We start from the raw sequence: 15,317 nt of genomic DNA on the forward strand, positions 1-15,317 counted from the left end.
CTATTGGTTGTTTGAAAGTTTGGTTAGTAGCTGACTAAAGCGCTTTTGTATGTCTGCTTCAAGCGCATGAGTATGATCTTGAATAACCCATTCACCATTAACCATAACATCTTTAATGCAGTTTGTTTGGCTCGCGAAAATAAGGCTGTCCAAATTATATTGTTCGCCCGTCGCAAAACAATTGAGTTTACTTTGATCCAATACGAGCAAGTCAGCTTGTTTGCCAACGGCTAATTCACCGGTATTTGAGCTGGTTGACTGAGCGCCGCCCATTGACGCTTTCTGCCATAGGTTGAGGCCTACGGAAGGCGTTTCATTCGTTGCTAAAATTGCGCGTTGTTGCTTGATTAGTCGTTGGGCGTACTCAAGCAATCTAAGTTCTTCTACTGGGTTAACAGAAATGTGTGAATCTGAGCCGATCGCAATCGTGCCGTTTTGTGCCATAAACTCTGTTGTTGGAAAGATCCCGTCACCAAGGTTAGCCTCAGTTGTTGGGCAAATCCCGGCGATTGCTCCTGTTTCAACCATGCCAGCTAATTCGTTGTCATCGATGTGTGTTGCGTGAATTAAACACCAATGCTCATCAACATCGAGGTTATCTAATAACCATTGTACAGGGCGTTTTCCATAGTGAGCTAAGCAGTCATCGACTTCTTTTTGTTGCTCCGCAATATGAATGTGAATTGGTGCTTTATCGTCGATTGAGCGAACATGAGCGATCGCACTTACCATGGCGTCTTTACCAGTTGCACGCAATGAATGTGGTGCGATACCGACATTGGTATTGGGTGTTGATTTTGAAAGCTCAGCACATTCGCTGACTAGCTGATTAAATTGTTCTGTTGAGTTGATAAAGCGACGTTGGCCATGGTTTGGTGTTTGCTCACCAAAACCGCTGTATTGATAGAGTACTGGCAACATGGTCAACCCTAAACCCGAATGGTGACTCGCGTTAAATAGAGCCTTAGCCATTTCGCCGAGTTTCTCGTAACAGTTCCCCTTGGTGTTGTGATGCAAGTAATGAAATTCCGCCACACGGGTATACCCAGATTTGAGCATTTCAATGTAAAGTTGAGTCGCGATTAGTTCTGCGTCTTCAACGGTTAATTGCTCTAAAAATTGGTACATGATGGATCGCCATGTCCAAAAACTATCTTTTCCTTCACTTCCTTGTTCACTGAAACCTGCGAATGCTCGTTGGAAAGCGTGTGAATGGCAGTTAACCATACCTGGAATCACCGTTTCTAGAACGTACTCTGCTTGCTCAGCTGAACCTGAGTCAATCTTAGAGATAACGCCTTTGTCGATCGTTAACACTTGGTTTTTTGCCCACCCAGAGCTCAATAAAATGTTTTTAGCAAATAACTTCATCGCTTAATTTGCTCCTCGAGCTTGTTCGTTTGCGTAGTTAAGTAAGGTTGTCACCAACGCTTTAAGTTTCGGTTTGACTTGCGCTGCTTTTTCTTCGTTGTAAGCGAGCGTATCTTCATCTAAATAAGTTGCTTGCGATAATTCTAGCTGAAGTGCTTCAACTTGCTGTTTTGGTTGACCAAAGTGGCGCGTGATAAATCCACCTTTGAATCGACCATTGGTCACTTGGCTATAAGGTGAAAAGTCAATGGCCTCAACAGCGTTTACCAGAGGTGCTTTGCAGCTTTCTCCTTGATTACTACCAAAATTAAAGTCTGGCAGTTGACCTTCAAAAAATCGAGGAACCACTGATAAGATCGAATGGGCTTCAAGTAACACAACATAGCCATGTTCGGCTTTTAATCTTGCTATTTCATTGGTTAAGGCTTGGTGATAGGGCTGCCAATAGGTGTTTACTCTACGGCTGATTTCAGCGTCGTTTGGTACGCGTCCTGTCTTGTAAAGCGGTGATAAGTCAAATGCCGTTGTTGGGCAAAGCTCTGTGCTATTTGCTCCTGGGTATAAGTTTTCACCATTGGTATTTCTGTTTAAATCTATAACGTAACGATTATATCTTGGGTTGATAAGACTAATGCCCATGCTAGCAGCAAAATCATATAACTTATCCAAGTACCAATCGGTATCAGGAACCGCGAGCCCTGCTTCCGTCATTGTATTTTTTATATCATCTGGGATTTCTTGCCCATTGTGTGGCATAGAGATAATAAGTGGCTGATTGCCTTTTATTAATTCAAAGATAGGGGACTGTTCACGCATAATTAGCTCAATTGTATATACAACCTAGATGAGCATAATTTATCATGCTGACGCTTCTCAGTAAATCTAACAATTTGGAATTCAGACATAAAAAAGGGCAGTGAAAACACTGCCCCAAAAACTAAAGCTTGTAACGGAGGGTGTTACATTGCCGCTTTAGCTGCTGCTAGAAGTACATTTTCATCTAAACGAACTTTGAAGTTAGGGTTTACGTAGTTAAATTGAACCAGTCCTTTTTCGTCGATTAGGTAAATTGCTGGTACAGGTAAAACAAGGCGTTCTTCGCCCGCTTTGTTTTTCTGTAATGGGTTCTCTAATTTCATTGCCGCTAAGTAACGCTCAGTGACTTTCTTTGAGCTGAAAAATGCTAAACCGAACGCTTGGCTAATCTCAGAATTGAAATCTGAAAGTAGTTGATATTGTAAGTCGAGCTTTTCGACACTTTTCTTTAGATCTGCAGGTCCGTCAGTCGATACACCAACAAGCTGGTAACCCATCTTGGCTAACTTGCCTTCAATCTTCTTTAGTTGTCCCATTTGTGTGTTACAGAATGGACACCATCCACCGCGATAAAAGAATAAAATCGTTTTTTTATTACCTAAAAACTCGTTTAACGATTTCTTTTCATTGTCGATAGTAACCACGTTTACTTGTGGAATATTTTGACCATTCAATAGTGGGCTAACGTCATCTGCACGCTCCGCAATTGGCTTAGCAAACGCACTTAAACTTACAAATAACGCCAATGCGGCGGTTAATACTCTCATTAATTTTCCTTAAAAATAACGATAAATTATCTTATGAGTTGCAGTAGACCCGCCGAATCAAAAATTAATTTCAAAGAAGCAGTTTTGCTACAAAAGTCCTCAGTTGGATAACATTTAGTTACTGACTGCTGTGCTAAAATTTTGTTATCTGAAGTTATCTTTTTTGTAGCGGTTTCCTATGGCTAACACGATGTTGGATAAGTTGTTCTACCACACTAAAATGCTAGTTTTAGTGCTGTTTGTCGCCATTATTAATCTGCCGTTAAGTTATGCTAAAGATACTGAACAACCGCCACTTCGTATCGCTTTGCCTGATGAGACGTCATTGGCGATTCATTCGGCAGGTAAGTTTGAGCAACTCGTCAATTTAATGCAGGAATATTGGCAGGTATGGAGCATTGATAATCAACGAGCTGTCGAGTTTATTCGCGTGCCAAGTGATAGGTCGTTCCAGGCATTACAAAATGGCGAAGTTGATGTTGTGGCAATCTCAGTAGCTAGAGAATTTCCAGATACTTTATTTAGCATTCCTTATGCGAAATATCATCAACGCATTTTTCGTCGGTTGGATGCCGATGACACATCGCAGATTGTAATGGCAATTCACTCTCCTGAAAATCGTATATTAGCGTCAATGACGCCCGCGGTAAGGCGTACTTATTACACCAGTATTGATCGACTCCTTGATAATTATCAAAACTATAATGCAATTTACTCGGTACAACCGTGGGAAGTCGAAAAAGCGCTTCAAGACCATGGTATTGATGATGTGTTTTACATGAGTGAGAACGATACACCAGACATTTATTTCCGAGCAGCGTTTAGGCAAAGTGATGAGGCTTTAGCACTTTCTGTCAACGACGACTTAAGAAAGGTGAATAAGCTTCAAGCAAAGTTATGGACTGACAAATATATCGTAAAAGGGGAAAACCGTTTTTTACTTACATTAGGAGATTACGACTTAACGTTATCTGAGCAAGAAAAACGCTTTGTCCTTTATCACCCGCACTTAGCGTTCCCGTCTGCTCCTGAAGGGTTTCCACCTTATCTGATCACCGATAGTTTTAATCATATAGGTGCGACTGGCTTTACTATCGATTTATTGAGGATATTGACGGAAAAACTTGGCGTAACGTTTGAGCCTGTTTACGTCGGCTCACTTGAAATAGGTCGGCAGGCGATAAAATCTGGTGAGCTTGATTTTTATCATATGCACTTAAACGATTCTGTACGATATCCGGAACTTAAGTTTTCAAATACCCTTATTAATACAAGCTTGAGCCTGATTACGCGTGATGATTACATCTTAAATAATCATATTTCGAGCTTAAAAAACGAAACAATTGGTGTTGTTAGCGGCTTTGTCAGTACTGATGAACTCATCAAGCGGTTACCAGAAGCGAAATTTAAACATTATTTATCGTTAACTGAGACATTTAACGCCCTAGAGGCTGGCGAAATTAATGCCTTTGTTGAGCCCTCATTATCGGCATCCTACTTCATAAAGCAAAAAGGTTACGCCCATTTCACTATTCAACCTTTTCATGGTTTTTTAGACGACATTCCAATGTCCTTTGCAACAGTGCCAGATAATGCGGACCTCATTTTGTTGTTTAACCGAGGGTTGAGTGCAATTGATTCCGAGCGTTATGAAGAGATCAATGCTAAGTGGAATACGATAGCGTTTAGTGAAGGTGATATTTATCAACAGGTGAGTAGTATCTACCAAAAAGCAGGCTACATTCTATTGACTATTTTCTTTATGAGCGTGTTGATGACTGTGTTTTACTTGCATCAGCTACGTCTGAGAAAAGCGGCACAAAATGAAGCCGAAGCTGCGCTTGAGGTAGCTGAAAAAGCGCGATCTGCTGCGGAACAATCGGGCATTGCAAAAACGAGCTTTTTGGCACGGATGAGCCATGAAATAAGAACACCGATGAATGGTGTTTTTGGAATGGCAGAAGCATTGCGTTACACCAAGCTCAATAAACATCAAAGTGAACTGTTAAATACCTTAACGAACTCTGCAGATAACCTACTTTCAATTTTAAATGACGTACTTGATTTCTCAAAAATGGATGCGGGGAAATTAACACTGGAAAGTGTGCCGGTTAATTTAGTCGAATTAGCGAATAATGTTGTCAATGCTTTTACACCTTTGGCTCAACAAAAAGGGTTACGTTTGAGGCTTAACGCTGACAATAAGCTATCTACAATGTACATGCTCGACCCAACACGTTTAACACAAGTATTAAATAATCTTGTTTCTAACGCGTTGAAGTTTACAGAGTTTGGTTATGTTGACGTGAACATTTCTTTAGAGAAGCGAGAACATGTCGATGGTTCACAGTATGACAGTATTTATTTCTCAGTGGTTGATTCTGGCATTGGTATAGCGCCTGAGCACCAGAACTTACTTTTTAGCCCTTTCATTCAAGCCGACAGTGCGGTGACACGCCGTTTTGGTGGCACAGGTCTAGGACTGAGTATTTGCCAAGAAATTGTCAATGCAATGGGGGGGAAAATATCGACAGCATCTAAAGAAGGAAAAGGTAGCACGTTCTTCTTCACAATAGCGATGAAATGTATCGATATTGCTCAACCCGCATCGGTAAAACCGAGTCAGTCACCCACCACTTTTCCTGACTTCTCTGCAATAAATGTTCTCTTGGTGGAAGATAATCTCGTCAATATAAAAGTGTTATCTGCGCAATTAGAGCGCTTGGGAATCTATCCCGATATTGCTTATAACGGGGAAGAAGGATTAGCGATGCATCATGCCAATCAATATGACCTGATTATTTCAGATTGTCATATGCCCGTGATGGATGGATTTGAGTTGGCTCGCACACTTTCTTCATTATTAACGTCTAAACCTTTTTGGTTAATTGCAGTGACAGCCGACGCACTGGCTGACACTGCTCAAAAGTGTCTTGATGCAGGTTTTGATGATTATATGACAAAACCATGCCCGCAAGATGAAATAACACAAAAGATGCAGCGCGCATACCAGGCGTTAACTGAGCAAAAAACTGGTGTTGAACGTCAGAAGGTGGAAAGCGTTGCAGAGGAAGGTCGTGATACTGAGTTATTCGATGCGAATTGCTTAATTGCACGCAACAATAACGATAAAGTGCTTACACATCATATTTGCCAGCTTTTTGTTACGACATGGCACGAAGAAAAAAAGCAGCTTGAGTTAGCTTTGTCTCAAGAAGATTTTGACCAAGTGTATGCCGTGACTCATAAATTAAAGGGTAGTCTGCGTTACCTTGCTGTTAATGTTTTAGATGATCAAGTTAGTGATATCGAAAAATATACTAGAGCTCAGAATCTGCAGGAATTAGCTCCCGCAGTAGCCCGCTTAGTCTTGTCATTAGCACAATTAGCGAATGAGATTCAAAACTGGCTAAATCAGGAGCAGCAATAGAAATTTATACTTTAAATTTACTAACCAGTTTATTTAGACTTACAAATTCAGACTGCAGTAGATCACATGCTTGAGCCGTTTGTTTAAGTGATGTGACACCTTGGCCATTGAGTTCCATCATGTTGTGAACATCTTGGTCTATTGTCTGAATCATATCAACCTGTTGCTTAGTTGCTGAAGCAACCGCTTGGTTTTCATCATCAACTTGAGTAAGTGCATTGATGATTTCTTGCATTTGGGCGTCTGCTTGATTTGCTAGCTCAACGCTAGATGCGCTGTTTTGCTGACTTTCTTGCATTGTGCCAACGACCGAAGATGTACCTTCTTGAAGGTTTTCTATCAAGCTTTCAATCTCTTGTGTTGACTCTTGAGTGAGTTGTGCAAGTTGTCGCACCTCATCCGCAACGACGGCAAATCCTCGTCCCATTTCACCAGCGCGGGCAGCTTCAATCGCGGCATTTAGCGCAAGCAAGTTGGTTTGAGAGCTAATCCCTTTGATAACATCTAATATTTTTCCAATATTTTCAGCTTCAACACTAAGCTTTTCAATTTTCTGACTCGAATCGCTAATATTGTTTGTTAGCTGCTCGATAGCAGTAATGTTGTTAGACAGTGCGTCAACACCTGACTGAGATCTATCGTGCATCTGAGAGGTGAGCGTAGACGCGTTTTGTGCATTGCTTGAGATCTCAGTGACTGAGCCATTTAACTGAGTTACAGCTGTTGCAATATGCTCACCGCCAAGTAGTTGTTGTTGAGCTAATTCGATGCCGTATTTAGAGCTTTGGCGAACTTGGTCTATTTGTTCGTCAAGGGCGCTAGCTGCTTCATGTGTTTGCTTCATTGACTGATGAATCGTATCAATGAAGTGATTAAAGTAATGGGAGAGTTGGCCAATCTCATCGTGGCTGCGAACTTCAAGGCGTTGCGTTAAATCACCATCTCCTTCAGAAATGCGTTTAATGGCTTTAGTTAAGCCATGAATCGGTTTGAGTAGTTGACCTAGCAACAGTTTAAGTAAAACAATCGTAATGATGACCGAGATTAAGCCAAATACGATTGCGCTGGTTTTTGCTTGTGATAAGGGTTGAAAAGCCTTTTCTTTATCAAGCACGACGCCTAAATACCAAGTAACAGATTCAATCCCTTTTATTTGAATAAAGGAGACAATACGCTCACCGTCTTCTAGCTCAATTAGTTCAGACGTTAACGCTGGTGTAGTGCCAAATATTTTTGAGAAATGTTGGTCGACCATTTTTTGATTCGGATGACTCAACACTTTGCCGTCTTGCGTCATCAAAAATGCATGGCCAAGTTCTAGAAAATCAAGTGAGTTTATAATGCTAGCTATTTCACCTAGCAAAATGTCACCACCTGCAACGCCTAAGAATTGCCCTCTATCCTGCACGGGTGCGATAGCAGAAATCAATAATTCATTGGTGGTTACGTCAATATAGGGTTCAGTAAAAGAAGGTTTGGCTTGTTGCTTAGCTTGAGTGTACCAAGGGCGCTTTCTAGGGTCGAAATCTGCAGGTAAGACAATGGACTTGTCATCCAGAATAAATTGCCCCGTTTGCTCGATGGCAACATAGCTATTCTTAAAATCACCTGCCACATCTGCCATGACAGCCGTTCTTTCTAAAAACAGTTGCTCTTGGCTCGTGCTCGCACTGCTAGCAAGTGACTCAACGATAGCAAGCTTACCATTAAGCCAGTTGGCAATATTCAAAGACACAGAATCTGAAATTTCACTGATAGCTCGGGTTAAATTGGTCTTTGTATCTTCTTTGACAGAGAGGTAGTGGTTGGTTGTCGATATTGTTAACGCAAGAATGAGCAAACTTGCCGCGACAATAATGATTTTATGGGCAAACTTCAGCTTATCAATCATGGATATTTACTACCTTTTTATGCAGGCTTTTTTTACTTATTATGACTTTAGCTTAACATGTCAGATGCGCTACGCAAATCGTCAATTTTAAGTATTTATTGAGCTAATGAATCTCTTTGTTAAGCCCGTCCTACATCTGTTAAAGTAAAGCATCAATGTTGAAAATTAATAAGTCTATGACCGTAATTCATTACCAAATAACACCTGAAAACCCAAATAGTCATCTATTCGGCGTAAAAATCGATATCGTAACTCAGCCGGATAACACTTATACCTTATCATTGCCTGCTTGGTTACCGGGTAGTTACATGATCAGAGATTTTGCTAAAAACATAATTAACTTATCTGCGTCGGATACTGCAGGAAGCCTTATTGATCTTGAACGAAAAGACAAGCAAACGTGGCAATTCACGGCGCAATCTAACCACGTTCAGATTCGTTACCAAGTGTTTGCATTTGATTTATCTGTGCGCACTGCTTATTTAGATAGCCAGCGAGGTTTCTTTAATGGTAGCTCGACCTTTTTAGCCGTAGAGGAATTAGCCGGCCACGAGTGTCGACTAACGATTGAACAAGGTATTAACAATAACTGGCGAGTGGCAACAGGATTACCTCGTAGCCACGAAACAGACCTATATCAATTTGGCGATTATATCGCACAAGACTACCAACAGCTTATTGATTGCCCTGTGGCGCTTGGTGACTTTGATGTAACCGAGTTCTCTGTTTGTGGTATTCCTCATTTTTTAGTGTTTACAAGTGAGCATTATGGCGATCGAGCGCGCATGGTGAAAGACATTAGCAAGCTTTGCCAGCACCACATAGACATGTTTGGCGAAGCACCTTTTAGCGAATACTGGTTCATAACTCATTTACAAGCCAACGGCTTCGGTGGATTGGAGCATAAAAACTCTACGGTGCTGCAGGCTGGTCGATTTGACTTACCAAACCCAGAAATGGGAGAAGAGTTGAGTGACAGCTATAAAACCTTTTTAAGTTTATGCTCACATGAGTATTTTCATGCATGGAATGTATGTCGTTTGAAGCCAAGAGAGTTTATTCCGTATGACTTGGCGCAAGAGGTATATACCGAGCAACTATGGGCTTATGAAGGCATTACCTCTTACTATGATGATTTGTCATTGCAACGCACTAGTATTGTCAGTGCGGACGATTACCTAGCTATGTTGAGTAAAACCGCCACTCGCGTATATCGTGGCCCTGGGGAGTTTAAACAGAGTATTGTCGAGTCGAGTTTTTTTACTTGGACTAAGTTTTACCAACAGGGACCTGATGCGCCAAACAATATTGTCAGTTATTACACCAAAGGGTCGTTGTTTGCACTTTGGTTAGATTTAACAATTAGAGACAAATCAAACGGATTGGCGAGCTTAGATGATTTAATGAGAGCTATGTGGCAACAGTTTGGTAAAAACGAGAAAGGCACGATAACGAATGATTATCTGACTGTTTTCAATCAGCTTTGCGGTGAAGATATGTCCTCTGATTTTTATGCGCGCCTAAATGCGAAATCACCTTATGAGCTTACCTCGGAATTGGCGCAAGTTGGCGTGTCGTTTGAGCGGGCTAAATTTGCAAAGTTAAATAGCTTAGATACCTGTGTTACGTCAGATATAAAACCTTATTTTGGTGCGATGTACACCGCACTTCCTACTGGCTTAAAGATAACATCGGTAATAGAGAACTCCCCAGCGGCAAATGCTGGCATTGCGGTTAATGATATTTTAATTGCAGTACAAAATATGAAAGTTACAGAAGCTAGTTTCGCAAAGTTACTTGGACACATGCCTTTGGGGAGCGCGCTAACGTGCCACTATTTTAGAGATGACCAACTGCTTACAGGTCAGCTAGTAGTTGCTGATTCGCCGCTTGCGGGCGTCAAGCTTTCGGTAGTCGAGCCAGAGCGCATAGGAGCATGGTTAGCAACTGAGTAAATGACTGTATGGTTTGATTTACAGCTGTAGCAAAAGCATGACGTTATCTCGTCATGCTTTTTTTATTAATTAATAGCTCAACGCCAACGAGTTATGATAAAAATTGCCGTACAAACAGGTAAAGAAAGATAAGAAATGATGATTGATATTAAACGCATCCACCATGTGGCTTACCGTTGTAAAGACGCAAAAGAAACTGTCGATTGGTACAAAGAAATGCTCAATATGGAGTTAACGGTAGCGATTGCTGAGAATGAAGTACCTTCAACTAAAGAACCAGATCCATATATGCACATCTTCTTGGATTCAGGTATGGGTAATGTATTAGCGTTTTTTGAAATTCCTAATTCACCTGACATGGGTCGTGATCAAAATACGCCAATTTGGGTGCAACATATTGCACTGGAAGTGGAAAGTGTTGACGCACTTGTTTCAGCCAAAGAAGACCTAGAGAGTAAAGGTGTTGAAGTGCTTGGTCCGGTAAATCATGGCGTATTTAAGTCTATTTATTTCTTTGATCCTAATGGTCATCGTTTAGAATTGGCGGCAAATACAGGTACACCAGAGCAGATGGCGGAACTTAAAAGAGTCGCACCATTAATGATTGAAGAGTGGGCGGAAACGAAAGTTGCACCTTCACACGCTGCTTGGTTACATGAGCAAGACTAATATTTTTGAATATTAATTTAGGTTTTAAGCTTGTTTAGTTATTACGGCTGATAGCGTTGTCAGAGTTGAATGAAAAATGAGTAGATTATTTTTCATTCAAAAACAAGTAGATATTGATAAAATGTTAAAAAATGTAAATTTTTTGTCATATATTGCTTGCTGTATAAAAAATTATCAGTAAAGTATTAACCAGCTAGACGCTAGCTAACTAAAAACACGGAAGATATTTTAGCAATGGAAGCAAGATATTAACTGAAGTAGATGTATACCAAACATGGATGGTTTACTCGATATTCAGGATAGAATTTTTCCGGTCCAGGAGGGCTTGAAGGGAACTAATAAGAAAGTGTTAGGATGACCGAAAACAATAAAAGCTTGTACGGAAAGTAATAATAAAAACAGGAAATGTCAGAAAGTAAACAGGGATAGTATTTATAAGGTAGGATACCACTAAGATTTTGGAGTATTTCAATTGCCGAGTGAGCAATTTTTTCCACAAAAGCGATGACTATGTCATCGCTTTTTTCCTTTCTGGGATTTAATTCAACTGCCCATTTCTCACGGAATAACGTAAAATAGCCATTATTAAATAAATTTTTATCTATTGAGCGTGAAACCATGACACGAAAGAAAAAGTCTAGAAAGCCAGGCCGTGGAAGCAGTGGTATTATCAAGACAGACGAAAACTCTACCTTTGATGTAGAGAAACGCATTCGCAAAAAAACGGGTAATAAGCCGGGTAGCCGTCAACAAGTCGTTGTTAACAAGCAAACAAACTCATCACAGGCGAAAAAAGATTCTCGTGTAGGCAGTAAAAAACCAATTGCCTTGATTAAAACGCCTGAAAAGGCACCTGCTACACATAAAACGAGTAAATCGTCGCCATTACCAAAAGTTGCTGCCGTTACTGTTGCCGAATCTGCAGATAGCAAATTGTGGCAAGAGCTGGAGCAAATTGAACAAAACCCTGATTTGTTGCGTATTGTTGAAAAAATGGACCTAGAGCAGGCATTAGAGGAGCATGAAGTCGATTTATATAACGACTTGATGGCCCGTCACGCAGAATTGAGCGACCAACTTGGTATTGATGACGAAGAACAGGACGAAATCGATGATGATGCGCCGTTGTCTGAAGATGACCTGTGGAATAAGTTTAATGACGAAGATTACGATTTCGAGCAGTAAATGAATAGTACAATAACAGTAATGCTGATAGGCGCTGCATTTGCGGTCGTCTTGGGTTTATCTATTTATGCTGGCCGCTTGTTGTGGTTGTTGAAAAAGCAACGAGAAACTCAAGCTCAGCAGCAAATTGCAAAGCAAAAAGCACTCGCGGGGCATGATTCCAAAGTTTTGCAAAGTGTTTTGATCATAGTCAAAGCAATGCAGGAAGAACAATGTGACTATAGTGAAGGTTGCTGGCGATTAAGCGTGTTATTAGACTCGCTCAAGCTAAGTAGTCAGATGGAAAATGAATTTCCTGCTATATTTAATTTATATAATCAAATTAAACATTTATCTATTTTGGATGAACGTAAGCAGATGGCTAAGCGCGATCGTATGAAGCAAGATGTTGAGCGCATGAAGATAGAAGCCGAATGTTATGATGAAATCAGTAAATCCTTGCCGTTATTACATCAATATACTTCGGAGCGATTAGCCCACTTAGCAAGCGACGTGTGAAATAGATACCTGTAATCGAGGTGGCTATGACACAAGAATTAAAAGCACAATTTACTAAACGCATTGTCGAATTACAGCAACGTATTGAGTCTATTCATAATGACTTTGCCCAAGCAAACGAGAGCGATTGGGCAGAACTTGCGAGCGAGAGGGAAAACGATGAAGTACTTAATGCGTTGGAGTCGGAAGCAAAGGTAGAAATCCAACAATTAAGTAATGCAATTAATCGTATTGAGAGCGGTAACTATGGTATTTGCCAAACGTGTGGTGAAGACATAGCGCCAAGGCGATTAGAAGTGCAACCAGCCGCTATTCAATGTATTACTTGCGCGGAAAAAGTCGCGTAACGCCGATATGAGAACGCAACAAAAGTAACCTTTTGTTGCGTTTGATCAACACTTTGTTTCACACATGTTTGATAAAATGTTAACACATCAACTTGAGGTTAAATTTTATCATGACAGCAAATATCAGCCACTTTTTCGATAAGGCGTTACTCGCTAAGTACAACACGAGTGGACCTCGATATACCTCATATCCGACAGCCCTAGAGTTTAATGATAGCTTTGACGAAACCCAGCTGATCCAAGCGATTGAACAGTCAACAACGAACGAATTGTCGTTATATGTTCACATACCTTTTTGTCATAGCCTTTGTTATTACTGTGGCTGCAATAAAATTGTGACACGTCATCAAGATAAAGCGGATGTTTATTTAGATTATTTGATTAAAGAAATTGAACATCGCGCACCACTATTTACTCAATATCACATCAGACAATTACATTTGGGTGGCGGCACACCAAGCTTTCTTACTGATGCACAATTGACAAGATTGATCTCAACACTAAAAGAACGCTTTGCGTTTATTGAACACGCTGAATTAAGTATTGAGATTGATCCAAGAGAAATTGAAGTTTCAAAAATTGATGAGCTAAAAGCACTTGGTTTCAACCGAATCAGTATCGGTGTTCAAGATATTGACAGCAAAGTACAAGAAGCGATTAATCGTGTCCAATCGACTGAGTTTATTGGGCAACTTATTGCTCGTGCAAAGGCACTAGCGTTTGATTCAGTCAATGTTGATTTAATTTATGGTTTACCACATCAAACGGAAGAAACATTTGCAAAAACTCTAGCGCAAGTCAAAGCGTTTGATGTTGATAGAATATCGTTATTTAGCTATGCACATTTGCCGAGTCGATTTGCGGCGCAACGTAAGCTTAGAGACGAATGGTTACCTAATGCCGATGCCAAGTTGTCATTAATGCGACAAGCTATTGAAACATTAACTGGCTATGGTTACGAGTTTATTGGCATGGATCATTTTGCCAAGCCTTCAGACGAGCTTGCGATGGCACAAAAGCTCGGGAGACTACATCGCAATTTCCAAGGTTATACAACGAAAGGCGAGTGTGATTTATTAGGTTTAGGTGTATCGTCAATTAGTGCTATAGGAAATAGCTTTAGTCAGAATATTAAAGACTTAACACCATATTACCAAGCGATTGATGAGCAAGATCATGCGTTAGAGAAGGGGATCGCTTTATCAAAAGACGATTTAATTCGCGGTGACGTAATTCGTGAGCTCATGTGTAATTTGTTTTTAGATAAACAGTCAATCGAATCAAAGCACAACATTGTTTTTGATGAATATTTTGCGCAAGAGCTTGTTTCGCTGCAGACCTTTATTGACGACGGGTTAGTTGATAATGCTGAAACGACCATCATGGTCTCACCACGTGCTCGCTTATTAATTCGAAATATTTGCATGAGCTTTGACGCGTATATGAAGCGCCATTTAAATCAACAACGTTTTTCACGTGTAATATAAAGCGAATATGCTAGGTGGTTTTAGAACAGTATTAGTCTACTGAATGTCTAAAATCACTATCTATCAATTGAACATCACAACTGACCGAGCGTGAATGTTATGTTATCGCTTGAAAGCACGAGTGCAGACTCATCATCATTCACCTGTGCTTCTTCAACCCATTGATAATAGACATTTCGGTGCACAATCGCCTGTAAATTTCGGCGCACTGTCACAATGAGGTTTTCATCATGGTCAATTTCTAATGGATGCGTTGCGCCTAATACAAAAGTGTCATCGAGATTAGTGGAGACCACCATGGATGATTTTGATTCATCCTGCCATTGCCATTGTGTAATGAGAAAAGGGTAGTGCTCAACGGTAATTTTTATTTTCTCAACAGGTGTAACAAGAAAATAATCGTTACCTTCTCTTTTAATCACCGAAGCAAATAACTTTACCATATTCATGCGCTTAAACGGTGTTCCGTTGTAAAACCACGTACCATCTTGTTTGATAACTAAATCAATTTCACCGCAATAATCTGGATTCCATGATTCCACAGGCGGTGCTTTGGTTTGGTCTTTTAACTGACTTAAGAGGCTTTCTAATGACATAGGCGTTAAAGTTGTTGAGCTACTCGTCCTGAGTATTATTCATAAGTGAGAAATTGTATATGACGGATTAAATAATTTTCGGTCATTCTATTAAATTTGTTCTAATCTTGATCACTTAGGGGTTTTAATAAAACTAATTGAATTTTTGTCTTGATCTTATCGAGTTAACTCTTTAAAATCCGCGTCCTAACTTAATCAAGTTAGTCAAACCTTTGTGGTGGCTATAGCTCAGTTGGTAGAGCCCCGGATTGTGATTCCGGTTGTCGTGGGTTCAAGTCCCATTAGCCACCCCACTCTTTTCTTCA

The 15,317-nt window shown here is 40.3% G+C and carries 12 protein-coding genes and 1 tRNA gene; 8 read left to right on the forward strand and 5 right to left on the reverse strand.

The window, feature by feature from the left end; genetic code table 11:
- The 3 genes from QQK05_RS12725 to QQK05_RS12735 all read right to left on the reverse strand — a co-directional run bounded on the left by QQK05_RS12725 (position 1) and on the right by QQK05_RS12735 (position 2,954).
- The gene (locus QQK05_RS12725) at positions 1 to 1,371 is read right to left on the reverse strand and encodes a formimidoylglutamate deiminase (protein WP_284299155.1); all 1,371 of its coding nucleotides are present in this window, start codon (positions 1,369 to 1,371) and stop codon (positions 1 to 3) included.
- A 3-nt stretch (positions 1,372 to 1,374) separates the two neighbouring features.
- The gene (hutG, locus tag QQK05_RS12730; RefSeq protein WP_284299157.1) at positions 1,375 to 2,187 is read right to left on the reverse strand and encodes an N-formylglutamate deformylase; all 813 of its coding nucleotides are present in this window, start codon (positions 2,185 to 2,187) and stop codon (positions 1,375 to 1,377) included.
- Between the two features lie 143 nt (positions 2,188 to 2,330).
- Positions 2,331 to 2,954: a peroxiredoxin-like family protein gene (locus tag QQK05_RS12735; RefSeq protein ID WP_284299159.1), complete on the reverse strand. Its 624-nt coding sequence runs from the start codon at positions 2,952 to 2,954 to the stop codon at positions 2,331 to 2,333.
- Between the two features lie 178 nt (positions 2,955 to 3,132).
- Here QQK05_RS12735 and QQK05_RS12740 point away from each other — a divergent pair, with 178 nt between their 5' ends.
- Complete coding sequence (locus tag QQK05_RS12740) at positions 3,133 to 6,384, forward strand: ATP-binding protein (RefSeq protein ID WP_284299161.1); 3,252 nt, start codon at positions 3,133 to 3,135, stop codon at positions 6,382 to 6,384.
- Between the two features lie 4 nt (positions 6,385 to 6,388).
- Here QQK05_RS12740 and QQK05_RS12745 read toward each other — a convergent pair whose 3' ends face one another.
- Positions 6,389 to 8,275 carry a methyl-accepting chemotaxis protein gene (locus QQK05_RS12745; RefSeq protein ID WP_284299163.1) on the reverse strand — a complete coding sequence of 629 codons (1,887 nt, stop codon included), beginning with the start codon at positions 8,273 to 8,275 and terminating at the stop codon, positions 6,389 to 6,391.
- A gap of 155 nt (positions 8,276 to 8,430) precedes the next feature.
- Here QQK05_RS12745 and QQK05_RS12750 point away from each other — a divergent pair, with 155 nt between their 5' ends.
- The 6 genes from QQK05_RS12750 (at position 8,431) to hemN (ending at position 14,416) form a co-directional block, all read left to right on the forward strand.
- Positions 8,431 to 10,230 carry a M61 family metallopeptidase gene (locus tag QQK05_RS12750; protein ID WP_284299167.1) on the forward strand — a complete coding sequence of 600 codons (1,800 nt, stop codon included), beginning with the start codon at positions 8,431 to 8,433 and terminating at the stop codon, positions 10,228 to 10,230.
- Between the two features lie 138 nt (positions 10,231 to 10,368).
- Positions 10,369 to 10,899 (forward strand): VOC family protein, encoded by a 531-nt coding sequence (locus QQK05_RS12755; RefSeq protein WP_284299191.1) that lies wholly within the window; start codon positions 10,369 to 10,371, stop codon positions 10,897 to 10,899.
- Between the two features lie 618 nt (positions 10,900 to 11,517).
- Positions 11,518 to 12,084, forward strand: coding sequence for a Der GTPase-activating protein YihI (gene yihI / locus QQK05_RS12760; RefSeq protein WP_284299170.1), 567 nt, complete (start codon positions 11,518 to 11,520; stop codon positions 12,082 to 12,084).
- Positions 12,085 to 12,582: a DUF2489 domain-containing protein gene (locus tag QQK05_RS12765; protein WP_284299171.1), complete on the forward strand. Its 498-nt coding sequence runs from the start codon at positions 12,085 to 12,087 to the stop codon at positions 12,580 to 12,582. It begins immediately after the preceding gene.
- A 26-nt stretch (positions 12,583 to 12,608) separates the two neighbouring features.
- The gene (locus tag QQK05_RS12770; RefSeq protein ID WP_284299173.1) at positions 12,609 to 12,929 is read left to right on the forward strand and encodes a TraR/DksA family transcriptional regulator; all 321 of its coding nucleotides are present in this window, start codon (positions 12,609 to 12,611) and stop codon (positions 12,927 to 12,929) included.
- 110 nt (positions 12,930 to 13,039) lie between these two features.
- Entirely contained in the window at positions 13,040 to 14,416 is a 1,377-nt protein-coding gene (gene hemN, locus QQK05_RS12775; RefSeq protein WP_284299175.1) for an oxygen-independent coproporphyrinogen III oxidase, read from the forward strand.
- A gap of 74 nt (positions 14,417 to 14,490) precedes the next feature.
- Here hemN and QQK05_RS12780 read toward each other — a convergent pair whose 3' ends face one another.
- Positions 14,491 to 15,012, reverse strand: a complete 522-nt coding sequence (locus tag QQK05_RS12780; protein WP_284299176.1) for a DUF1285 domain-containing protein — start codon at positions 15,010 to 15,012, stop codon at positions 14,491 to 14,493.
- Between the two features lie 217 nt (positions 15,013 to 15,229).
- Here QQK05_RS12780 and QQK05_RS12785 point away from each other — a divergent pair.
- Positions 15,230 to 15,305 (forward strand) — tRNA-His (locus QQK05_RS12785).
- Positions 15,306 to 15,317: the final 12 nt, after the last annotated feature.

Origin of the sequence: Thalassotalea loyana (genome assembly GCF_030161435.1) — a bacterium.
GTDB lineage: Bacteria > Pseudomonadota > Gammaproteobacteria > Enterobacterales > Alteromonadaceae > Thalassotalea_G > Thalassotalea_G loyana.